This window comes from Mycobacterium sp. NPDC004974, from assembly GCF_053600815.1.
Genome location: NZ_JBSGAQ010000004.1, coordinates 282,992 through 304,422, shown reverse-complemented (window position 1 = coordinate 304,422; position 21,431 = coordinate 282,992). Strand labels below are relative to the sequence as shown.

Below are 21,431 nucleotides of genomic sequence, written 5' to 3'. Positions count from 1 at the left end.
GGGCTCGGCGCGGCCATCATCCGCGCCGAGCCTGTACTCAGATCCCCGAGCCTGCGCTCAGATCGTCAAAACGCCCGAATTCTGGATCTGTACGCAGACTGGATGTCCTACGCGCATGGTCGATCACCCCGTCGCGCGCGTTTGACCGATGTTCCGGTCGACGAATTCGGTGATCACCCGGGTGATGGTGTCGGGCGCCTCGAACATCGGGACGTGCCCCACTCCCTTGAGTGTGGTCACCACCGCGTCCGGCGCCAGGCTCTTGGTGAAGTGCCGGGTGAATCGTGGTGCCGGCAGCACGCGGTCCTTCTCGCAGATCACCAGTTGGGTCGGAGTATGGGAATCCCCGATCTCCATCAGTCCGGCGGTGGTCAGTGCCTTGATCATGAGCTTGAAATACGCCGGGCAGTGCGCGACGTCGTCAATCAGATCGTGTCGGTCGCCGGCGTTGAGGACCTCGGGTGTCGCGCTGACCGCCAGGTATGAGATCTGCTTGGACAGAGGCAGTTTCAGCACCTGCTGGCGCAGCGCCGCGGTGGCGAGGACCACCGGCAGGGCCGCCAGGAACTTGCCGATGATCTCGTACTTGGCGGGCGTGAACATCGACCAGCCGCCCGCGGGGGCGATGCCGGTCAGCGTGCGGGCCCGGCCGCGCCGTTCCAGTTCGAAGGCCACCCAGCCGCCCAACGAGTTCCCGACGATGTGTGCCGTGGTCCAGCCGAGCTCGTCGAGTCGGCGTTCGACGTCGTCGGCCAGCGTCGCGACGTCGAGGAGCATGGGTGCGTGCGCGCCGCCGTGGTGGCCGGCCATCGTCGGGGCGAACACGTCGTAGCGGCCGGTCTGCGCGAGTTGCGGTGCGACGTACTTCCACACGCTCTGCGACAACAGGAACGGATGCAGCAGCAGGATCGGATCACCGTCGGGAGTGCCGAGGTGGATGGGAGCACGTTCAGCCATGTCGCCCGACATTAAGGTGATACCGCCGGTACCGCAAGAGGGTGTCGGTGGGTGTCGGCGGGGGTCGGTAGGGTCTGGGCCGTGGCATCTCCGGGACCTCTGACCGTCAGCACCATCAACGTCAACGGCATTCGCGCAGCCGTCAAGCAGCGGTCCACCGACAACCTCGGCCTGCTGCCCTGGCTCAAGGAAACCGAGGCCGACGTGGTGTGTCTGCAGGAGACCCGGGCCGATGACGAGCAGCTCAACGATGCCTTGGCGCCGGCTTTGGCCGATGGCTGGAACTTGGCCTCAGCCGAACCGCATGTCAAGGGCCGCAACGGGGTTGCGGTGTTGTCCCGGCATCCCATCGAGGCGGCCCGGCTGCTGGTCTCCGACGAGTTCGAGGCCCACGGGCGCTACCTCGAGGCGGATACCGCGGGGGTGACGGTGGCCAGCTTGTATGTCCCGACCGGGGAGGCCGAGACGGACCGTCAGCTGGAGAAGGAACGGTTCATGGCCACCATCGCGGCGCGGATGGCGGAACTGCACGGCCGCGACGCGGTGCTGTGCGGTGACTGGAACATCGCGCACACCGAGAACGACATCAAGAACTGGAAGGGCAACGTCAAGAAGGCCGGCTTCCTGCCCAGCGAGCGGGCCTGGCTCACCGAGCTGTTGGGTACGGGTTGGGTAGACGTGGTGCGGGTGCTGCATCCCGATGTGGCCGGGCCGTACAGCTGGTGGTCCTGGCGCGGCAAGGCTTTCGACAACGACGCCGGCTGGCGCATCGACTATCACCTGGCCAGCCCCACGTTGGCGGTCAGGGCCACGTCGGCACAGGTGGACCGGGCCGAGCTGTACGCACTGCGGTGGTCGGATCACTCGCCGGTGACGGTCAGCTACAGCTGACGCCAGTTCGGGCGACGGCCCAGGTGGGCCAGAATCTTCTCGAAATCCGTTGTGGCCGAGGCGTTGACCGCCCGGTCGAACGGTGAGGCCGAACTGTCGCGGAAGTCGCCGTCCGGGATCGCCATGACCAGTGGCAGGACGGCGGCGGCGACGTCGTCCGGTAGTTCGTAGGCCGCACCGAGGGAGGCCGCGACATCCCAGCCGTGCACGGCGTAGTCCACGAAATGGAATCCGATCGCCAGCGCGCCCGGGAACGTCGCATTCGGGCCGAACTCGGGTAACGCGAACGTCGCCTCGGTGACCCCGTCGGCGGTGAAGGCGTCGAGCACGTCGTGCGCGGCCGCCGTGTATGCGCCGACCGGGTCGGCGCGCACGGCATCGGCCACCGTCTCCACATTCCAGAGCGCTTCATCGGAGCCGTGTCCGCGGGCGGCCGCGGCGAACCCGCGATGCTGCACGGTCATGTGGGCCAGGAGATCGCCCAGGGTCCAGTCCACACATGGGGTGGGACGGTCCAGGTCGGATGTGCGGACAGCTTCGACGGCTTCGACGGAGCGCAGGACCGCGACGCGGTGCAACGGGCGCAGGTCGGTTTCAGTAGTAGGCATACGCATACGATAGGCGTAGGCACATCATATGGCAACGCCTACAGTGCTCGAATATCTACGATGAGCGAATGCCGAAGCGCCCCGACCTGGCGGCCATGCTCGCCCCGTTGTTGCGGGAGATGATCGCCGCCGAGCAGCCGGTGCTCGACGCTCACGGCCTGTCGATGTGGGGCTACGTCGTCCTGCTCGCGCTGGACCGGTCCTCGGTGCGGACGCAGGCTGCACTGGCCGACGCGATCGGCGCCGACAAGACCCGCATCATCCGCACCCTCGATGACCTGCAGCAGCAGGGCTTCATCGAGCGCGAGGCCGACCCTGACGACCGCCGGGTGCGGCTGCTGGCCATCACCGAGGCGGGTCGCGCGATCAAGGATGCGGTCCAACGGGACATCCAGCGCGGGGAGGAGCGCTGGCTGGGTGAACTGGCGGCCGATGATCGGAAAGTGTTCCTGCGGGTGCTGCAGCAGCTGACCCGCGAAGAATCCGGATGACGCCAGTGCGAAAATCAGATCATCATGAGTAGCGGAAGCAAACAGGTCGTATTCTCGGGCGCCCAGCCCACCTCTGACTCCCTGCACCTCGGCAATGCCCTGGGTGCCGTCACGCACTGGGCGCAGCTGCAGGACGGTTACGAGGCGTTCTTCTGCGTCGTCGACCAGCACGCCATCACCGTGCCGCAGGATCCCGAGACCCTGCGCCGGCGCACGCTGGTGACTGCCGCGCAGTACCTGGCGCTGGGCATCGACCCGGCGCGCAGCACCGTGTTCGTTCAGAGCCACGTCCCTGAGCACAGCCAATTGGCCTGGGTGCTGGGGTGTTTCACCGGTTTCGGTCAGGCGTCACGGATGACGCAGTTCAAGGACAAGTCGCAGAAGCAGGGTGCGGACGCCACCACCGTGGGCCTGTTCACCTATCCGGTGTTGATGGCCGCCGACGTGCTGCTCTACGACACCGATCTGGTTCCGGTCGGGGAGGACCAGCGCCAGCATCTGGAGTTGGCCCGGGACCTGGCGCAGCGATTCAACGCCCGGTTCCCGGACACCTTCGTGGTGCCCGAGGCGATGATCCCCAAGGCCACCGCCAAGATCTACGACCTGCAGGACCCGTCGGCGAAGATGAGCAAATCGGCGGCCAGTGACGCCGGGCTGATCAGCCTGCTGGACGATCCGAAGGCCACGGCCAAGAAGATCCGCTCGGCGGTGACCGACAGTGAGCGGGAGATCCGGTTCGACCAGGAGAACAAGCCGGGCATCTCGAACCTGTTGACCATCCAGTCCGCGGTGACCGGTACCGATGTCGACAAGTTGGTCGAAGGCTATGCCGGCCGCGGCTACGGCGATCTCAAGAAGGAGACCGCCGAGGCCGTGGTGGAGTTCGTCACGCCGATCAAGACCCGCGTCGACGAATTACTGGATGACCCGGCCGAGCTCCAGTCGGTTCTGGCCTCCGGAGCCGAACACGCCCGGGAGGTCGCAGGGAAGACCCTCGCCCGGGTTTACGACAGGATAGGGTTTCTCCAGCAAACACCATAAGCACCGGGGAGGGGTTGGCGGTGGACGAGCCGGAGAAACCGGGATTGATGGCGCGGGTACGCACGCGCTTTCCCTGGTTCGACCACGTGATGCGGGCGCAGGAGCGCTACAACGACTGCAACGGCAACTTCTATGCCGCTGGTATCACGTATTTCACCATCTTCGCGCTGTTCCCACTGTTGATGGTCGGTTTCGCCGGCGGCGGGTTCCTGCTGTCGCGGCGTCCGGACCTGCTCGAGGAAATCGAGCACCGGATCCGTCAAACGGTCTCAGGTGATCTCGGCCAGCAACTGGTCACCCTGATGGACTCGGCCATCGCCTCGCGCGGCACGGTCGGCGTGATCGGGCTGGCGACCGCGGCGTGGGCCGGCCTCGGCTGGATGGCGAACCTGCGCGAGGCACTCAGCCAGATGTGGAGTCAACACCGCGAGTCGAACTTCGTCGGCAACAAGCTGTCGGATCTGTTGGCCCTGGTGTCGGCCTTCCTCGCGATGGTCGTCACCATCGGCCTGACCGCACTCGGTGACCCCGCGCTGATGCGTAAGGTGTTGCGCTGGATCGGCCTCCACGATTTCGACGGACTCGGCGTCGGGTTGCGGATCGTGTCGATGCTCGTGTCAATCTCGATCTCGTGGCTGCTGTTCAGCTGGATCATTTCCCGATTGCCGCGCGAACCGGTGCCCTTCCGCAGTTCGATCCGGGCCGGCCTGCTGGCCGCGGTGGGCTTCGAGATCTTCAAGCAGGTGGCGTCGATCTATCTGCAGTCCGTGCTGGGCGGGCCCGCCGGGGCGACGTTCGGCCCGGTCCTCGGCTTGATGGTGTTCGCCTACGTCACCGCGCGACTGATCCTGTTCGCGACGGCCTGGGCGGCGACGTCCAGGGAGAGCCTGGCCGTCGCGCCGGTGCCACCGCCGAACCCCGCGCAGATCGTCACCAGGGTGCAGGTCCGCGAGGGGATCGGGGTGTCCGGCGCTTTGGCCGCGGCCGCCATGGGAGCCATTGGCGCCCTGGGGCTTTCGCGGTTACTGCGGCGCTAGTGGCTGACGGCCTTCAGGCCGACGATGCAGCCGACGACGCCGAGCATGAGCACTACCTTGATCACCGAAGCGGATTCGGCGCCGGTGATCATTGCGTAGCCGACGGTGAGCACCGCGCCGATGCCCACCCAGATCGCATAGCTGGTGCCGGGGGGCAGGCTCCGCATCGCGATGGCCAGTCCGACCATCGAGAACGCAAGCGCCACAAAGAACACGACTGACGGAACCAGGCGGGTGAAGCCGTCGGTCTTGCTCAGGGCAGTCGCCCATACGGCTTCGAGGACACCGGAAACGACGAGAATCAACCAGGCCATGGCACACCTCCAAACACCCCGTCTTGTCGCTGGCCGGGTACGGGTGCGCCTCGTCCGGTGCCATGTGCTGGCGCTACCCATTGTAACAACGACGTAACATTGCAGGCTGTGAGCTTGGCAACCATGTGGTCGCGGTCGATCGGCATCACTGTCCCCATCGTCAACGCACCGATGGGCGGCGCGGCCGGGGGGCGGCTGGCGTCGGCGGTCTCGGCCGCCGGCGGTCTGGGCATGGTCGGGATGGGCAGTGCGGCGACGGCTGAACAGTTGACCGCCGAACTGGCGCAACTCGATGGCCAGAGATTCGGAATTGGCCTGGTGCACTGGGTTACCCAGGATCGGCCGGACCTGCTCGACGTTGCGGTGGCCGCCCGTCCGGCGCTGCTCAGCGTGAGCTTCGGGCAGGACTGGGATTGGGTGCGCCGGGCACACGACGCGGGCCTGACGGTGACGACCCAGGTGGCCACGGTCGATGCGGCCCGCCGTGCGGTCGATGCCGGCGTCGATGTGGTGGTGGCACGCGGAGCCGAGGGCGGCGGTCATGGTGAGCCGACGATGGGCACCCTGCCGCTGCTGGCCGAGGTGCTCGACGCCGTCGATGTGCCCGTGCTCGCGGCCGGTGGGATCTCGTCGCCACGGTCGGTGGCCGCGGTCCTGGCGGCCGGGGCGGCAGCCGCCTGGGTCGGCACGGCATTCGCCACATGTGCCGAGGCGCTGACGCCGGTATCGGCGCGTGACGCCCTGCTGGCCGCCGAGGGTGAGGAGACCGAGCTGACCTCCGAATACGACGTCGCCGCCGGATATCGGTGGCCGACGACCATTCCCGAGCGTGTGCTGCGTGGGTCGCCGGTCAATGCGGGGCAGGGTGTGGGGCTGGTGCGGCGGCAGGCCGGTGCGGCCGAGATCGTCCGATCGCTGTCTGACGGGGCGGAGCAGCTACTCGGGCGCTGGCATTGACCTGCCTGCCGAACCGCCGAGAGCGGCGGCGGATCGGCAGGCCCGAGATGCATTTAACTTGACCGGAAATTACTTGTCAGCGGAATCCGCGAATTGGCGGCCGGGTTTGCTGACACAGCTCACTGCGATCCGGCTGGCGGCGCCGACCTGGCCCTCAGTGCCTTCTCGACAGTTGTGAGTACCCGTTCCGAACCGTCCCCGGCGGCGATAGCTGCAGCCATCCTCGTTGCCCGGTCTCGGAAGCCGTTATCTGTCAGCACGTCGCGTATTGCCTGACTGAGGTTGTCGGTGGTGAGTCGACGTTGCGGGATCGGCCGGGGGCTGACTCCGAGGGCGAACAGCCTTCGCGCCCAGAACGGTTGGTCGCCGTAGGGGCTCGGGGTCGCGATCGCCGGCACACCGGCACGTAGCCCCGCCGCGGCAGTGCCTGCGCCGCAGTGGTGGACAACGGCCGCCGCCTTCGCGAACAGCCAGTCGTGAGGTATTTCGCCGACCGCGATCACGTCATTCCCGCAGAAGTCGAGCCCCGCCCAACCGGCCTGGATCACGGCACGGGCGCCCGCGTCCCGAACCGCCTGTGCGACAAGCGTGGACAGCCGTTGGGCCTCGGCGCCGCTGTTGACCGTGCTGCCGAAGCCGATGACGACCGGTGGCGGGCCGGCGTCGAGGAACTCAACCAGCTCGCTGGGAGGTTGCCATCCGGTTGCGCGCTCCGGCCACCAGTAGCCGACGACGTCGATACCCGGCCGCCAGTCCGCCGGCCGGGGCAGGACCGCTGGCGAGTAGCCGTACAGGATCGGCCAACGAGCATCGGTGCGCCGGTGTCGCAGCACCCGGGCCGGAACCGTCGGTAGGCCGAGTTGCGCACGAAAGTGGTTGACGGCCCTGCCGTACAGCCCGTCGATCATCGCCTCGCCGATCCGCGCTGCCGCCCTGTTCCCGAACCGACCGGCAGTCCACGCCCCCAGCACGGCCGGTGGATAGTCGGCGGTTGCCGATAAGGGCTGCAACCGGACGCCGATGGCGGGAACGCTGAGCGCGTCGGCAAGCGGATGGCCGGCCAACTCCGCGAACGGTGACAGCAGCAGCGCATCGAGCGGTTCGTCACGGACAGCTGCCAACACGCGCTCGCCCAGCACCCGCATGCCGCGTGGTGAGAGGAATGCCGCCATGGCCTTGGCGGCTTGGCGTGCTGATACGTCCGAGAGATCGGATGAGGTGTCGTCGAGATCATCGGCGAGTCCGCGAAACTCCAGCCCGCATCCGGAGACGAGCTCGGCGAATGCCTGATAGGCCACCACGATGACGCGATGCCCGGCACGTTGTAACCGCGCACCGACCCCGGTCAGCGGTGCCACATCTCCGTGACTGCCGATGGCGATGATCGCGATGGTCGCCATCTATCCGCCCGGGGTGGCGAAGACGAACAACGCCATGAACGCGATGTTGATGAAGAACGTCGCCTCCACGAGGCTCACGGTGATGAAAAACGGTGTGTACAAGCGCGCTTGGGCTTCGGGCTGGCGCGCTACACCGGCGATGAACTGCGAGCCGGCGAGCCCGTCGCCGATGCCCGCGCCGATCGCTCCGCCCGCCAGCACGATTGCCCCGGCCAGCAGGGCGTTACCCATCAATGCGTCACTGGCCATGGTGTACCTCCTGTGATCGATCGAGCAGTTCGGTGATGCGGTGCGTTGCCGACCCCGCTTGCGGTGGCCTTCTCGAAGATCTCGACAAGCACTTCGCCATGGGCGATGACGTCGTAGTCCGGGTCTCGGGCGTACTCCTGTGCGGCGCTGTCCAAACCGCCGCGCAGGATGTTCTTCATGAACAGCGGTGACAGTTCCCGGAACTCGCCGCTTTCCAGACCCTCGGCGAAGATGCTCTGCGGGTCGAGGGCGGCCAGGTCGCCGGTCGGGGGATTGTCCTGGACGGCTTTGGCCGCGGCTTGGTCGACCCGCAATCCGTCCGCGTCGCGGTATCCGGAGATCAGCTCGAGCATCGCTACGGCCGCCGACCGATTGGCTGCGACGAACGCAATGTTGGCCCGGATGTAGGCGGACAGCTTTGCCGCTGCAGTGGTTTCGGCGTTGACCACTGGGACGATCACCGCGGATCCACGGGCGAAGATCTCGGTGAAGACCGCCTCGACCACTTCGGATTTGCTGTTGAAGTGGTACAGCACAGCGCTTTTCGCGATACCGATGTGTTCGGCGATACGCGCCAGCGATGCCTGTGGATAGCCCTGTTCGGCGATCACCTCCAGCGCGCCGTCGACAATCTGCCGACGGCGGGCCTGTTCGGTAAACGTCTTCGTGCCGCCTGACCGCATGGTCTGATATTAGACCGATCGGTCAGACTTCGGCAAGGGGTAGTCGCGGGTCGAGCGTGAGCTCCGGAATATCGGCTGGTTGGAGGCCTACCGGAAGGTGTAGGTCAGCGAATGGTGCGGCGGTTCAGTGACCGCGCACCGATCATGAGCAGGAACACGATGACGGCACCGACGATGGCCACACCGACCCGCACCGGTAATGAATCGGCAGGTGGCAGAACGGAAGCCGCCTGGGCCGCGGTTGCCTCGTCGGCCTTGGGCGTGATCAGTGACGGATCCGGGTCGACGAGGGTGCCGACCTTGGTTCCCGGTGGAGTGGAGAACGCGTAGTCGAGCAGGTGCGCTGCCTGTTCCCACGGCGCGATCGGTAACCGGGTGCCCTTCATCAGGATGGCAACGAGGCGGCGGCCGTCGCGGTTGGCGGCCCCGACGAAGGTCTGGCCCGCGTCATCGGTGTATCCGGTCTTGCCGCCCATCGCGCCCGGATAGTTGTAGAGCAGCTTGTTGTCGTTCTCCACCGGGTAGGACGGATTGCCGTCGCGCCCGGGGAAGTCGTAGGTCTGGGTGGCCACGATGTCGGCGAATGCCGGGTTCTGCCAGGCGTAGCGGTAGAACAGCCCGATGTCGTAGGCCGAGGTGCTCATGCCGGGGCCGTCCAGGCCGGAGGGGGTGGCGGCGCGGGTGTCGCGGCCACCGAGTTTGCCGGCCAGGATATTCAGCTTCTGCAGCGCGGGGTCCATCCCACCCAACTGGGCCGCCAGAGCGTGTGCGGCGTCGTTGCCGGAGTGCATCAGCAGGCCGTGCAGCAGGTCGTTGATCGTGTACTGGCCACCGGGGCCGACGCCGACGCGGGTGCCCTCGGAGTTGGCATCATCCTGGGTGCCGGCGACCAACTTGTTGAGGTTGAGTTCATTGAGTGCGGCGGTGGCCACGAGCACCTTGATGATGCTGGCCGGACGGTGGCGTCCGTGCGGATCCTTGGCGGCGATGATGTCGCCGGTGTCCAGGTCCGCGACCAACCAGGCCTCGGCGGAGACATCATTGGGCAGTGGGGGAGTGTTCGCCGCGGTGATCACGCCGCAACCTGAAAGCGCTTCGCCGCCAATCGTCTTGGCGGGCACCGGCAGCGGTCCGGGCGCTACCTCGCCCGGCTTGGGTGCTTCCGACGCATCGACTGCCGGGGGCGTCGTCACCTTGTAGGGGCATTCGGGCGCCGGGTCGGCGGCGGCCGTGGGCATGCACAGCACGCTCGGCCCGGCGAGCATCGCCAGGGCCGCGAGTGCCGAGAGCCCGCGCGTCAACGCACGTGTCGGGAGCCTTCGCTGGATAGCCATCGTCTGCGCAGATTAGGCGAGCGACGACGCGATTCCGCGTAGCCACGCTGTGACTGATGTGGTTTCTGTGACAAATGTGATCTCGGAAAAGGGTGAGCCGGGATCGAGTTCAAGGCATGGGGCGGGGGACGGAACCAAGCCGTTAAGCGCGATTGTCCAAGATCACACCACCGAAGGAGCCGTCCCCCATCACAAACGATAAACCAACTGTCAACGGTCTGGCCGGGCGCATGCGTCGGCCATCGGTGATGCCAGGGGTGGCGAAAGCTGATTCTCCTGTTTGGTCGGGGGCCGCCTCCGCGGGTGTGATCTTGGACGCGCAAAACGTACCTGAGAGGACGCTGATGAAAGTGTATGAATTCACGGCAAACTTCCAACCCGTCGTCGGCTGACGCGGCCCAGCAATCGGTTCCATGCATCAAGCTCGCAGTTCAGTCGGCAATCGAAGGTGCCGTCAGCAATGTGAAGGCCGTTCGGGTGATATTTAAGATCGCAATTAGTTGTAGGCAGTTCTGGAACTGGTTCTATTGATGATAAATGTTTGCCATATGCCCGCCGGATACCTGTTGAACTGTATCGCTGTGCGTTGATCGGTTCGCCAAATTCGCGCGGATATGAGTACCAGTCGTGTTTGAACCGGGTTAGCTGGGATGCCGGGCTGGGACGGGGCGGGCAACCGTCGGTCACTTGCTGCCCGGCATACCCGATTCCCTGAGGCCGGTGCTGATCCGTCGGCAGCTGTCACCGATGGCGGTCAACTGCCGCCGTGACAGCGGATCCAGATAGTGGATCCGAACCCACCCCGCATATGTGCGCAGTGCGAGCCGCATTCGTGAGCGGCCGGCGGGAGTGATCTGGGCGAGCACGCTCCGCCGGTCGCTCTCGCTGGTGGTGCGACGAAGAAGTCCTTGCGTCTCCAGCCGGCGGACCTGTTGGGTCACCCGGCCCGGCATCAACACCACGGCCTGAGCCAGCTCGCCCATGCGTGCAGCGCCGTCGGGGGACTTCATCAGAAAATCGAGCAGTATGACGTCCAGCAGTGACAGAGCGTGAGCGGTGTGCAACGTCCGGTTCAGCGCGTGGTACGCCTGGATCGCCGTGTCCAGATAGTCGTGCCAAGAACGGTTCCCGAGATCGTCCACCGACATTCCCCCACAAGACGCAGCAACTTCTGGCCGATTTCAAGATCAGAGGGCTAACACCCTAAGGCGTCTGTTCGTGAGCCGTCGGGAGAATCGCGTAACTCAAGCGTTCACGGAGAACGGCGCAGCCGGGTTTGCGACGGCAGCTCACCGAACAGGCTGCGGTACCTGCCGGACATCCGGCCGAGCTCGCTCATGCCCCACCGGTTGGACACATCGGCGATCGTGGACCCCGGTTGGCCGCCGGTGAGTAGATCGGACCGGATGCGATGAAGCCGCATCCGCGTGATGTACGACTGAGGTGACTCTCCGATTGTTTCGTCGAACGACCGGGCAAGGGTCCGCCGGGACACGCCCGCCAGCCGTGCGAGACCTTCGATGTCCAGGGGTTGATCGAGGTTCTGGTCAATGTGCGTCCGGGTCAGCTCGACGATTCTCTGGCGCTGTCTGAGCTGGCGAACCGGCAGGGTCGTCGGCGCCCGCGTGAAATGGCCGATGAACGCCCCGACGATATCGGCGAATCCGCTGGGGTGAAGGTGAGTCTGGCTGCCATCCTGATGCAGGCGGGTCAGGAACGAAGTGATCGTGGTGAGGTGTGCCCGCGCCATCGGCTGCGGGTGAATGCCGGTGCGTCGAAAAGTGCTGGGGGAAAGCCTCATTCCGTAACGCTGGGCTTCACGCTCCAACGTCTCCGCGCTGAGGGAAACCACGGCGTACAGGGAGTTCACGTCGTGAAATGCCTCTTGCTCGTCACCCGGGCGAAAGACCGTCACGACCCCTGAATCGATTTCTCGCAGCAGGAGCCGATTGCGCGGTGGGATCTGCAGGCCGACCGCGATCGACAGTGCGTCCTCGGACAGTGGCCCACGGATCTGCACCCGACTGTCGAAGCGTCCCGAACTGAACGCGACACCGTCGTGGGCGGCATGGACCAGACTCCCGCTGGGCGCTTCACGCGACATCTGGAACGCGCTGAGGCCGGCGTCGGCGACCGCGTCGCTCAGATCCTCGAGTTGCGTTATCCGTGTCCGAACCACCGGCACGTCCATGGACCAGGAGTGTAAGGCGCAACCGGCCTGTCCCAATCCGCATAGACCGCTTTCGTTGCCTGGGCTGTGATCTCGAGAGCGTCAGGCGAAGGAGAGGTTACGACTCAATGTTGGCATTCGAGGTTCCCGAGCCGACCCTTCCGCAAGATCCGTACGAGCTCAGCGACGACGAGTGGCGGAGCTGGAAGCGCTTCGGGGAATCGGCCGAACTGCTCTATCGGGAGATCAACGTCGCTCTGACCGTCAAATACGACCTCGCGGTTCCCGACGTGCACTTACTGAATCTGCTCAACTCCGGGTCGCGTCGGTGGCTCCGAATGGGTGTGCTGGCAGAGGCTTTGGTCCTGTCACCCAGCCGGGTGACGTGGCAGGTCAGCCGCTTGGAGGAGCGCGGTTTGGTTCGCCGGTTCCGGAGCCGCGAAGACGGGCGAGGGGTCGTCGTCGGGATCACCAGACAGGGGCGGGAGTACCTGTTGCCGGTGCTGCGAACGTACGCCGTGCTGGTACGACGGCACTATCTGGCGCCGCTCACGCGAGACCAGATGACCGCGTTGGGTGCCGGGACCAGACGGATCGGCGAGGCCCTGAGAAGCGACGGACCGAGGCGCCCACCGGAGGGCTAATGCAGGCTGCCGATGTCGGCGTGGGCCAACGCGGGGAACTCGATGCTCGACATCCACAACCGGCCGCCCGCCTCGACGACACCGGTGACGACGCCAAAGTCCGGGTGCCGCATGTGGATACCGCTGACCGCGCGACCGGTGTCGGCGTCGAACGCGACCACCCACACCTGGGACTTGATCTTCGGCAGCAGGGGTTCCGGAAGCCGCCACACCAGTCGGCGCAGTGCGGGCGCCAGTGGTGCCAGCCGTTCGGCCGCGGCGACGATAGGGCTCACCATCGCTACCCAGATGCGCCCGTGCGACCCGGTGGAGATGTTGTCGGGCATGCCCGGAAGATTCACCGCGAGCGGCGTCACGGTGCCGGCGTGTGGTCCGGTCAGCCAGTACTTCGACAGCCGGCGAGCCTGCGTCTCGGCGAACACCAGTGCCGATCCGTCGGTGGTGACGGTGACCCCGTTGGCGAAGTACAGGCCTTCGACGAGCGTGGTCACCGTTCCGTCGGTGGCCAGCCGGTAGAGGCCACCGGTGCCCCGGGCCTCCATGATGGCGCCGTCGAAGTGCTCGAAATGAAACCGGCTGGTCGACTCGGTGAAATAAATTGTCCCGTCGGATGTTTCGGTGACGTTCGAGCAGAACTTGAGTGGTCTTCCCTCGACCGACTCGGCGAGCGTCGTCAGCGTGCCGGTGCTCGGGTCCAGCGCCAGCAACCCGCGGTGGCTGTCGCAGATCAGCACCCGCCCGTCACGTGCGACATGCAAGCCCAATGGGCGTCCGCCGGTATCGGCGATGACGGCAGCGGCACCGTCGGGGGAGACACGCACGACCCGTCCGTCGACCAGCCCGGTCCACAGCTGTCCGGATTCGTCGGCGACGACGTCCTCCGGTCCGTCTCCGGGCATCGGCACAACGGTGAGTTCGGCAGGGCCGAATTCAGGCAATGGGTCGATGGGAGGCGGAGTCCAACGGACGGGATCGATGGGTGGCTTTCGTGGCACGCCCTTGAGGGTAGATCGGATTCTCGGTCTCTGGATGAAAAGCGCTGCGTGAGAGTGGCATTCGAATCCCGCACCCCCACTGTCGATCGGCGGGCCGGGAATGAGACGCATTCCGGCTGCCGCCGACCCAGTCACGGTTGGCTGAAGGTGTCTGTACCGGTCGGGGCCGATAAATGCGATAGACAGCTAACTTTCTGCGCCGGTAGAACACGTTTCAATCGTGCTTGACGGATAGTTGCGATCTTAAATTCATCGACCCGGACTCCGGGGTTGGCTGCATCGCCCAAAGGGGGCGAATGACCAGGGGAGATGTTCACGCGGCCAGATTGCGCGCGGCTGGAGGCCTTGGCCCGAATCGTTGCGACATTGCGAAAAATATCGGAGTCCTCAGGTTCCTCTTAGTAGTTTTCTCACGTCCAAGATCACACCGGCGTCCAAGGGAAGGCCAAGTGCAAGTTTCAATTCGTTCGTATCTCACAGCGGGGGTTGCGCTCGGATGCCGCGGTACCGGCTCGCGTGGGCGCCGCACCGGTTTCTGCGTTGCGCGCGGCCGCGGATGAAACCGCCGGCGACGAGGTTGCCGCGGACTCGGATGCGGGCCCGGCTCAGGGGGCGGTCACCGCGAGCCCCAAGGCTCTGCCGGCCAGCCGGGTGAAGGCTGAGCTCGACAAGTTCTCAGATCGAACGGGGAAGGCGGCCAAGGAGGTCGGTGACCAATCCGCCTCGAATCTGAGGTCGAATCTGAAGAAGGTGGGCGACAACATCGCCAAGGCGATGAAGGCCAAGCCCGCCAAGCACCGGGTTGGCGCCAAGAACGGTTCCGGGGGCGACGCCGGCTCCGGGAGCGGTTCGAGTGCAGGTGCGGGCAGCGAAGGCTGACCCACCGTAACGACGATCGGCCCTCTCCAGAAATGGAGAGGGCCGATTGCGTCACCTGTTCGCCGTTGCTACAACAGCTTTCCTGCCTCGGTCAGCACACCGTGCAGGATCTCGTAGATCGCGTCGAACTCGGCCTGCCCGCTGATCAGCGGCGGGGCCAGCTGGATCACTGGGTCGCCGCGGTCGTCGGCGCGGCAGTACAGCCCGGCCTCCCACAACGCCGGCGTCAGGAACCCGCGCAGCAGCCGCTCGGACTCTTCGTCGTTGAAGGTCTCCTTCGTCGTCTTGTCCTTGACGAGCTCGATGCCGTAGAAGAATCCCTCACCGCGGACATCGCCGACGATCGGCAGGTCGTACAGCTTCTCCAAGGTGGCCCGGAATGTCGGAGCGGATTCCTTGACGTGGGCATTGATGCCCTCGCGCTCGAAGATGTCAAGGTTGGCCATCGCCACCGCAGCCGAAACCGGGTGTCCGCCAAAGGTGTAGCCATGCCCGAACACCGTATGGCCGTCGTTGAACGGTTCGAACAACCGGTCGCTGACCACCATCGCGCCCAGCGGTGAGTAGCCCGATGTCAGGCCCTTGGCACTGGTGATGATGTCCGGCACGTAGCCGAAATCGTCGCAGGCGAACATCGAACCGATGCGGCCGTACGCACAGATCACTTCGTCGGACACCAGCAGCACGTCGTACTCGTCGCAGATCTCACGGACCCGCTCGAAGTATCCGGGCGGCGGCGGGAAGCAGCCACCGGCGTTCTGCACCGGCTCGAGGAACACCGCGGCCACGGTGTCGGGACCCTCGAATTCGATGGCCTCGGCGATGCGGTCGGCGCAGTAGCGGCCGAACGCCTTCTCGTCGTTACCGTATTCGGCGGGTGCCCGGTAGAAGTTGGTGTTGGGCACCCGGAAACCGCCGGGGGTCGGCGGATCGAACGGCGCCTTGAATGCCGGGATGCCGGTGATGGCGAGGGCTCCCTGCGGCGTGCCGTGATAGGCGATCGACCGCGAGATCACCTTGTACTTGCCCGGCTTGCCGGTCAGCTTGAAGTACTGCTTGGCCAGCTTCCATGCGCTCTCGACGGCCTCGCCGCCGCCGGTGGTGAAGAAGACCCGGTTCAGGTCACCCGGTGCGTAGTTGGCGACGCGCTCGGCCAGTTCGATGGCCGGCGGAGTGGCGTAGGACCACAGCGGGAAGAAGGACAGCTTCTCGGCCTGCTTGGCCGCGGCCTCGGCAAGTTCCTTGCGGCCGTGGCCGACCTGGACGACAAAGAGGCCGGACAGGCCGTCGATGTAGCTCTTGCCCCTGTCGTCGAAGATGTGGGCACCTTCGCCGCGCGTGATGATCGGTGGTGTGATGCCCTCCCCGTGGCGGGCGAAGTGCCCCCACAGGTGGCGGTTGGCTTTGGCTGCCAGATCGGATTTTTCAGTGACGCTCATCGAGTTCCCCAATTGTATTGCTGTTTGACGAGTTTCAGATAGACGAGGGTTTCGGTGGTTATCACTCCTGGCAATGAGCGGATCTGGGTGTTGAGAAGTTCCAGCAGGCTGTCGTCGTCCTCGCAGACCACCTCGCAGATGGCGTCGAAGGACCCGGCCGTCAGCACCACGTAGTCCACGGCCTCGATGGCAGACAACTTCTCGGCCAACTTGAGGGTGTCGCCGGTGCAGCGGATGCCGATCATCGCCTGCCGGGCGAACCCGAGCTGCAACGGATCGGTCACCGCGACGATCTGCATGACGCCGGCGTCGACCATGCGCTGCACGCGCTGGCGCACCGCCGCCTCGGACAGGCCCACGGCCTTACCGATTCCGGCATACGAACGTCGGCCGTCGGCCTGCAGCTTCTCGATGATCGCCTTCGACAGTTCGTCGAGCTGAAAGGCGGTGCGAGAATTGTGGTTCACCCGCAGAGGCACTGGCTGAAGGTCTTCACCCTCAGGGTTGGTCATGCACCGATTGTGCACGGAATCCGTCGTTTAGGGCAACCGAATCGATGAAATCCCTCGTTTAAACCGGGCCTAAGCGCGGGATTGCGTAGAGATCGGATGACCCATCGGTTACCGTGGGGCCCCATGAACGTGGCAGTGAATGTGACGAGCAGCTGGATAAACGGTGCGCCTGTGGCGACGGCCGGGGGCACCCATCAGATCATCGACCCCGCGACCGGCCGGCCTGTCGTCGACTACGCCCTGGCCACTCCGGCCGACGTGGACAACGCCGTCGATGCCGCCCGCAAGGCGTTCCCCACCTGGTCGAAGGCGACGCCCGCCGAGCGGTCGGCGGTCCTGGCCAAGCTGGCCAAGCTCGCCGACGAGCACGCCGATCAGCTGGTGGCCGAGGAGGTCAGCCAGACCGGCAAGCCGGTACGCCTGGCCACTGAGTTCGATGTCCCCGGCAGCGTCGACAACATCGACTTCTTCGCGGGTGCGGCACGCCACCTGGAGGGAAAGGCCACCGCCGAGTACTCCGGTGACCACACCTCCAGCATCCGGCGTGAAGCCGTCGGCGTCGTCGCCACCATCACGCCGTGGAACTATCCCCTGCAGATGGCGGTGTGGAAGGTCATCCCGGCGCTGGCCGCCGGCTGTTCCGTCGTCATCAAGCCCGCCGAGATCACCCCGCTGACAACCCTCACCCTGGCCCGGCTGGCCACCGAGGCCGGCCTGCCCGACGGTGTGTTCAACGTCGTGACCGGCGGTGGCGCCGACGTCGGCACCGCCCTGGCCGGGCACCGCGACGTCGACGTCGTCACCTTCACCGGATCCACCGCGGTCGGCCGCAAGGTGATGACCGCCGCCGCGGTACACGGACACCGCACCCAACTCGAGTTGGGCGGCAAGGCGCCGTTCGTGGTGTTCGACGACGCCGACCTGGATGCTGCGATCCAGGGTGCCGTCGCCGGTGCCCTGATCAACACCGGCCAGGACTGCACCGCCGCCACCAGGGCGATCGTCGCCCGCGACCTGTACGACGACTTCGTCGCCGGCGTCGCCGAGGTGATGAGCAAGATCGTCGTCGGCGATCCGCACGATCCCGACACGGACCTGGGCCCGCTGATCTCGTTCGCGCACCGGGACAAGGTCGCCGCCATGGTGGCCCGCGCGCCCGAGCAGGGCGGCCGCGTCGTCACCGGAGGCGTGATCCCGGATCTGCCCGGCGCGTTTTACCGGCCTACCTTGATCGCCGATGTCGCGGAGACCTCTGAGGTGTACCGCGACGAGATCTTCGGTCCGGTGCTGACCGTGCGGGCGTTCACCGACGACGACGACGCGATCCGGCAGGCCAACGACACCGACTACGGCCTGGCCGCCTCGGCCTGGACCCGGGACGTGTACCGGGCGCAGCGGGCCTCCCGCGAGATCAATGCCGGGTGTGTGTGGGTCAACGACCACATCCCGATCATCAGCGAGATGCCGCACGGCGGCGTCGGTGCGTCGGGCTTCGGCAAGGACATGAGCGATTACTCGTTCGAGGAGTACCTCACCATCAAGCATGTGATGAGCGACATCACCGGTGTGGCCGAAAAAGAGTGGCACCGAACGATTTTCAGCAAGCGCTGAGCGTCTGGTCTAGAGGTCGCCCGCCGTGACCATGACGTGCGTGGTGATCGGGGCGGGCGCGTGGGGGTTGCCCGCCGCGGCTGAGCTCGCCCGCCGCGGGCACCGGGTGACGCTGATCGACCGCTACGGCCCGCTGAACGGACTGTCTTCCTCGGCGGGATCGACCCGGTTGTGGCGGCTCGCCGACCCTGACCCGATGCGGGTGCGGACGGCGCAGCGTGGTGTCGACGCGATGCACCGCCTTGCCGAGCGGGCGGGAACCCCGGTGTTCCTCACCCGTGGTCTGCTGTGGCGCGACGACGAGTCGCTGCCGGCCGTGGAGTCGACATTGGCGGCCCTTGGCGTCGCGTACGCCAATGTGCCTGCGGCGGATGTGGACCGGTTCTTTCCTGGTCTGCGCGGCGACGGGCGTGACGCCCTCTGGCAGCCGGTCGCCGGTGTCGTGCTCGCCGAAGCATCGCTGCTGGCTCAGTCGAAGATCTTTCAGAGTGCCCCCGGCGCAACGCTTCTCGAGCGTGACGTGGCACGCGTCGAGAAAGCCGCCAACGGCGTCCGCGTGGTGCTGGCAGACGGTGACATCATCGATGCCGATGTCGCGGTGATCGCGGCCGGGCCGGGAGCGGCGCCGCTGCTGTCGCCGCTCGGGCTGGACCTGTCGCTACACCCGTATCTGGAACAGGTGGTGTACTTCGGCGATCCCGCGAATCCTGCTGCCACCGACGACTTTCCATGTCTGTTCGATGGACCGTCGGGCGACCGTCCGGGCATCTATGCCATGCCGTCGCCCGGTGCGGGCTACAAGATCGGTTTGGATGCCCCGTTGCGGGACTACCGGGCCGGCGATGTCGACCGGACCCCTGATGATGGGCGGTCCGCGGTGCTCCGTGACCGGGTGCAGACCGACATGCCCGCAGTGGTTCCGACCGTGCTCAATGCTCAGGTCTGCAGTTGGACCGACTCTCCCGACGGCAGGTTCATCGTCGACCGACTCGAGGGTGGAATTGTCGTGGCATGCGGCGACTCGGGGGAGGGTTTCAAGTACTCCGCACTGATGGGCGAGGTGCTCGCCGATCTGGCAGAGGGACGCACGCCGGACCCGGATGTCGCTCAGTGGTCGTTGGCGCGCTTCGCCACGGGGGTGCCTGAGCGCACGGGTCCACACGTGCTCGGCAGGCACTAGGCCCCCGTCGGGGGGCAACGAAATCCCTCGTAAAGACCGACTATCGCAACGATAATCGTGGGTCTATCGCCAGGTCGCCGCCGATAACGCATGGGTGTGTCCTGCATCACAATTCTTGGGAGATGTGATGGAGGCCTTGCGGACCGTCTCGAACCAGACATAGGGTTTGGTTTCAGCGAACAAAGTGTTCGCTGAAAACAATCCTCTTGCTCTTTTGAGACGAACGGATGTTTCGATATGAGTGCGACCGTCGAGCCGGATCCCGCTGAAGCGGCAGACACCGTGGTCGGAGCCCGGATCCGTCAGTTCCGGGCTGCGCGGAAGATGTCTCTGCGACAGTTGGCCGATCGTGCCGGTATCTCCCCGGGCTTTCTCAGCCAGGTGGAGCGCGGGCAGGTCAACGCGAGTGTCGGAACCCTGCGTCGGCTGGCTCAGTCGCTCGGCATCGTGCTGCCTGACTTGTTCACCGACGACGAGGTCACCGACGTCCGCATTCTCAGGAAGGCGGCCCGTCCGACCATCGAGGTATCAGAGCTGAGCTCGAAATACCTTCTGTCACAAAAGCCGCTGCGAAACCTCGAGGTCTACGCGGGTGAACTGTCGCCCGGGTCGAGCGCAGGCGAGGCCTACGTGCACGGTGACGCGCAGGAGATCCTGATCGTCATCGCCGGCACCCCCACCCTGGAACTCGACGGTGAGCGTTACGTGCTCGAACCGGGGGACAGCGCGGAGTACCGCACGTCCATGCCGCACACCGTGCACAACCTGAGTGACGCGCCAGTCGAGCTCATCTGGATCGTCAGCCCCCCGACCGACTGGCCGACTTGACGGGCCGCTCGCCCCGTTGCGGATGTGCCCACGTCCGCGAACACCTTTCCGCCCAGATCCAAAGGAGATCCCCAATGAAGATGTCGCCTGCCGCTCGTAGTGTGTCCGCCTTGATCGCTGCCGGGGCCCTCCTGGCCACCGCGTGTACGCCTGCGGGTCCCGGCCAAGCGGCCGACGTGGATCTGGGCAGCGGACCGCCGCAGGCCGGCACCGTCAAAGAAGGCGCACTCAAGGGCATGACCCTGACGTTCGTGTCGTACGGCGGCATCTTCCAGGACGGTCAGACGAAGGCGGCGATCGAGCCGTTCGCAGCGCAGTCCGGCGCAAAGGTGTTGCAGGACGGGCCTACTGAGAACTCGAAGATCAAGGCTCAGGTCGACTCCAAGAACGTGACCTGGGATGTGGTCGACAGCACCAACGTGTTCACCGCCAAGAACTGCGGCACGCTGTTCATGCCGCTGGACACCAGCATCGTCGACATCAGCAAGCTGCCCCCGGGCACCAAGACCGACGACTGTTCGGTCCCCGCAATGGGTTACGGACTGATCGTGGTCTACAACACCAAGAAGTACGGGGCGAACCCGCCGAAGACCTGGACCGACTTCTACGACACCGCGAAGTTCCCCGGTAAGCGGGCGATCGAAGGCGTGCCTGGTGAACTCGACCCCGGCGTCCTCGAGGGTGCGCTGCTCGCCGACGGTGTCGCCCCGGACGCGATGTACCCGATCGACATGGACCGGGCGCTGGCCAAGATGAACAGCATCCGCAAGGACACGGTCTTCTGGACCACCGGCGCGCAGTCCCAACAGCTCATCGAGTCCGGCCAGGTCGATATGGCGTTGGTGTGGAGCGGTCGCGCGTACTCGGCGGTCAAGAACGGGGCGCCGTTCGCTCCGATCTGGGACCAGTGGATGCCCGAGGCCGACACGATCGCCGTTCCCGTCGGCGCCAAGAACCCCAAGGCGTCGATGGCGCTCATCAACTTCTACCTCGGTGCCCAGCAGCAGGCCAAGCTTGCCGAACTGACGTCGTACAGCCCGATCAACGTCGATGCCAAGCCGCAACTCGACGACCTGGCGCGGTCGTACCTGACCACCACGCCGGAGCGGGAAAAGGACCGGTTCCCAGTTGATCTCGGGTACTGGGCCGAACACCAGGAAGACATCGCCAACAAGTACACGTCCTGGCTCGCGGGCTAGGAGGTCTCGTTC

Annotated in this window: 23 protein-coding genes and 1 riboswitch; of the genes, 11 read left to right on the top strand and 12 right to left on the bottom strand. The window is 65.8% G+C overall.

Annotation, left to right across the window (positions count from 1 at the left end; all coding sequences use genetic code 11):
• Positions 1-123: 123 nt before the first annotated feature.
• The gene (locus ACWEFV_RS12345) at positions 124-957 is read right to left on the bottom strand and encodes an alpha/beta fold hydrolase (protein WP_450070379.1); all 834 of its coding nucleotides are present in this window, start codon (positions 955-957) and stop codon (positions 124-126) included.
• Between the two features lie 99 nt (positions 958-1,056).
• On the opposite strand from ACWEFV_RS12345, the gene ACWEFV_RS12340 reads away from it, so the two are divergent.
• Complete coding sequence (locus ACWEFV_RS12340) at positions 1,057-1,848, top strand: exodeoxyribonuclease III (RefSeq protein ID WP_450070509.1); 792 nt, start codon at positions 1,057-1,059, stop codon at positions 1,846-1,848.
• Here ACWEFV_RS12340 and ACWEFV_RS12335 read toward each other — a convergent pair.
• Positions 1,839-2,456 (bottom strand): TIGR03086 family metal-binding protein, encoded by a 618-nt coding sequence (locus ACWEFV_RS12335; protein WP_450070378.1) that lies wholly within the window; start codon positions 2,454-2,456, stop codon positions 1,839-1,841. The genes ACWEFV_RS12340 and ACWEFV_RS12335 overlap by 10 nt on opposite strands.
• Before the next feature lie 68 nt (positions 2,457-2,524).
• On the opposite strand from ACWEFV_RS12335, the gene ACWEFV_RS12330 reads away from it, so the two are divergent.
• From ACWEFV_RS12330 to yhjD, 3 genes are read left to right on the top strand one after another with little or no spacing between them, the layout of a single operon-like run.
• Positions 2,525-2,947, top strand: coding sequence for a MarR family winged helix-turn-helix transcriptional regulator (locus ACWEFV_RS12330; RefSeq protein WP_450070377.1), 423 nt, complete (start codon positions 2,525-2,527; stop codon positions 2,945-2,947).
• Between the two features lie 24 nt (positions 2,948-2,971).
• Positions 2,972-3,988, top strand: coding sequence for a tryptophan--tRNA ligase (gene trpS, locus ACWEFV_RS12325; protein ID WP_135453094.1), 1,017 nt, complete (start codon positions 2,972-2,974; stop codon positions 3,986-3,988).
• Between the two features lie 20 nt (positions 3,989-4,008).
• Positions 4,009-5,025 carry an inner membrane protein YhjD gene (gene yhjD / locus ACWEFV_RS12320; protein ID WP_450070376.1) on the top strand — a complete coding sequence of 339 codons (1,017 nt, stop codon included), beginning with the start codon at positions 4,009-4,011 and terminating at the stop codon, positions 5,023-5,025.
• Here yhjD and ACWEFV_RS12315 read toward each other — a convergent pair.
• The gene (locus ACWEFV_RS12315; RefSeq protein ID WP_450070375.1) at positions 5,022-5,339 is read right to left on the bottom strand and encodes a DMT family transporter; all 318 of its coding nucleotides are present in this window, start codon (positions 5,337-5,339) and stop codon (positions 5,022-5,024) included. The two genes, yhjD and ACWEFV_RS12315, sit on opposite strands and share 4 nt — an antisense overlap.
• 12 nt (positions 5,340-5,351) lie before the next feature.
• Positions 5,352-5,416, bottom strand: a riboswitch (guanidine-III (ykkC-III) riboswitch).
• A 22-nt stretch (positions 5,417-5,438) separates the two neighbouring features.
• On the opposite strand from ACWEFV_RS12315, the gene ACWEFV_RS12310 reads away from it, so the two are divergent.
• Positions 5,439-6,296 carry a nitronate monooxygenase gene (locus ACWEFV_RS12310; protein ID WP_450070374.1) on the top strand — a complete coding sequence of 286 codons (858 nt, stop codon included), beginning with the start codon at positions 5,439-5,441 and terminating at the stop codon, positions 6,294-6,296.
• A gap of 119 nt (positions 6,297-6,415) precedes the next feature.
• Here ACWEFV_RS12310 and ACWEFV_RS12305 read toward each other — a convergent pair whose 3' ends face one another.
• The 6 genes from ACWEFV_RS12305 to ACWEFV_RS12280 form a co-directional block, all read right to left on the bottom strand.
• Positions 6,416-7,696, bottom strand: coding sequence for a glycosyltransferase (locus tag ACWEFV_RS12305; protein ID WP_450070373.1), 1,281 nt, complete (start codon positions 7,694-7,696; stop codon positions 6,416-6,418).
• Positions 7,697-7,927 carry a F0F1 ATP synthase subunit C gene (locus ACWEFV_RS12300; RefSeq protein WP_122975218.1) on the bottom strand — a complete coding sequence of 77 codons (231 nt, stop codon included), beginning with the start codon at positions 7,925-7,927 and terminating at the stop codon, positions 7,697-7,699.
• The gene (locus ACWEFV_RS12295; RefSeq protein WP_450070372.1) at positions 7,927-8,628 is read right to left on the bottom strand and encodes a TetR/AcrR family transcriptional regulator; all 702 of its coding nucleotides are present in this window, start codon (positions 8,626-8,628) and stop codon (positions 7,927-7,929) included. The genes ACWEFV_RS12300 and ACWEFV_RS12295 overlap by 1 nt, the downstream gene beginning before the upstream one ends.
• Positions 8,629-8,732: 104 nt before the next feature.
• Positions 8,733-9,962, bottom strand: a complete 1,230-nt coding sequence (locus ACWEFV_RS12290; protein ID WP_450070371.1) for a D-alanyl-D-alanine carboxypeptidase family protein — start codon at positions 9,960-9,962, stop codon at positions 8,733-8,735.
• A 683-nt stretch (positions 9,963-10,645) separates the two neighbouring features.
• Entirely contained in the window at positions 10,646-11,104 is a 459-nt protein-coding gene (locus ACWEFV_RS12285) for a MarR family winged helix-turn-helix transcriptional regulator (protein WP_450070370.1), read from the bottom strand.
• Positions 11,105-11,214: 110 nt separating this feature from the next.
• Positions 11,215-12,153, bottom strand: a complete 939-nt coding sequence (locus ACWEFV_RS12280; RefSeq protein ID WP_450070369.1) for a helix-turn-helix transcriptional regulator — start codon at positions 12,151-12,153, stop codon at positions 11,215-11,217.
• A gap of 107 nt (positions 12,154-12,260) precedes the next feature.
• Here ACWEFV_RS12280 and ACWEFV_RS12275 point away from each other — a divergent pair, with 107 nt between their 5' ends.
• Positions 12,261-12,776: a MarR family winged helix-turn-helix transcriptional regulator gene (locus tag ACWEFV_RS12275; protein ID WP_450070368.1), complete on the top strand. Its 516-nt coding sequence runs from the start codon at positions 12,261-12,263 to the stop codon at positions 12,774-12,776.
• Here ACWEFV_RS12275 and ACWEFV_RS12270 read toward each other — a convergent pair.
• The gene (locus ACWEFV_RS12270; RefSeq protein WP_450070367.1) at positions 12,773-13,771 is read right to left on the bottom strand and encodes an SMP-30/gluconolactonase/LRE family protein; all 999 of its coding nucleotides are present in this window, start codon (positions 13,769-13,771) and stop codon (positions 12,773-12,775) included. The genes ACWEFV_RS12275 and ACWEFV_RS12270 overlap by 4 nt on opposite strands.
• Positions 13,772-14,287: 516 nt before the next feature.
• Here ACWEFV_RS12270 and ACWEFV_RS12265 point away from each other — a divergent pair.
• The gene (locus ACWEFV_RS12265) at positions 14,288-14,650 is read left to right on the top strand and encodes a hypothetical protein (RefSeq protein WP_450070366.1); all 363 of its coding nucleotides are present in this window, start codon (positions 14,288-14,290) and stop codon (positions 14,648-14,650) included.
• A 68-nt stretch (positions 14,651-14,718) separates the two neighbouring features.
• Here the strand turns inward: ACWEFV_RS12265 and ACWEFV_RS12260 are convergent, their stop codons facing one another.
• Entirely contained in the window at positions 14,719-16,089 is a 1,371-nt protein-coding gene (locus ACWEFV_RS12260; protein WP_450070365.1) for an aspartate aminotransferase family protein, read from the bottom strand.
• The gene (locus tag ACWEFV_RS12255) at positions 16,086-16,601 is read right to left on the bottom strand and encodes an Lrp/AsnC family transcriptional regulator (protein WP_450070364.1); all 516 of its coding nucleotides are present in this window, start codon (positions 16,599-16,601) and stop codon (positions 16,086-16,088) included. The genes ACWEFV_RS12260 and ACWEFV_RS12255 overlap by 4 nt, the downstream gene beginning before the upstream one ends.
• Positions 16,602-16,724: 123 nt before the next feature.
• Between ACWEFV_RS12255 and ACWEFV_RS12250 the strand changes: the two genes are divergently transcribed.
• The 4 genes from ACWEFV_RS12250 to ACWEFV_RS12235 all read left to right on the top strand — a co-directional run bounded on the left by ACWEFV_RS12250 (position 16,725) and on the right by ACWEFV_RS12235 (position 21,419).
• Positions 16,725-18,212, top strand: coding sequence for a gamma-aminobutyraldehyde dehydrogenase (locus ACWEFV_RS12250; RefSeq protein WP_450070363.1), 1,488 nt, complete (start codon positions 16,725-16,727; stop codon positions 18,210-18,212).
• 31 nt (positions 18,213-18,243) lie between these two features.
• Positions 18,244-19,392 (top strand): FAD-dependent oxidoreductase, encoded by a 1,149-nt coding sequence (locus ACWEFV_RS12245; protein ID WP_450070508.1) that lies wholly within the window; start codon positions 18,244-18,246, stop codon positions 19,390-19,392.
• Between the two features lie 237 nt (positions 19,393-19,629).
• A complete protein-coding gene (locus tag ACWEFV_RS12240) occupies positions 19,630-20,220 on the top strand; it encodes a helix-turn-helix domain-containing protein (RefSeq protein WP_276126588.1) in 591 nt (196 codons plus the stop codon).
• A 74-nt stretch (positions 20,221-20,294) separates the two neighbouring features.
• Positions 20,295-21,419, top strand: coding sequence for an ABC transporter substrate-binding protein (locus ACWEFV_RS12235; protein WP_450070362.1), 1,125 nt, complete (start codon positions 20,295-20,297; stop codon positions 21,417-21,419).
• The last annotated feature ends 12 nt before the right edge of the window (positions 21,420-21,431 follow it).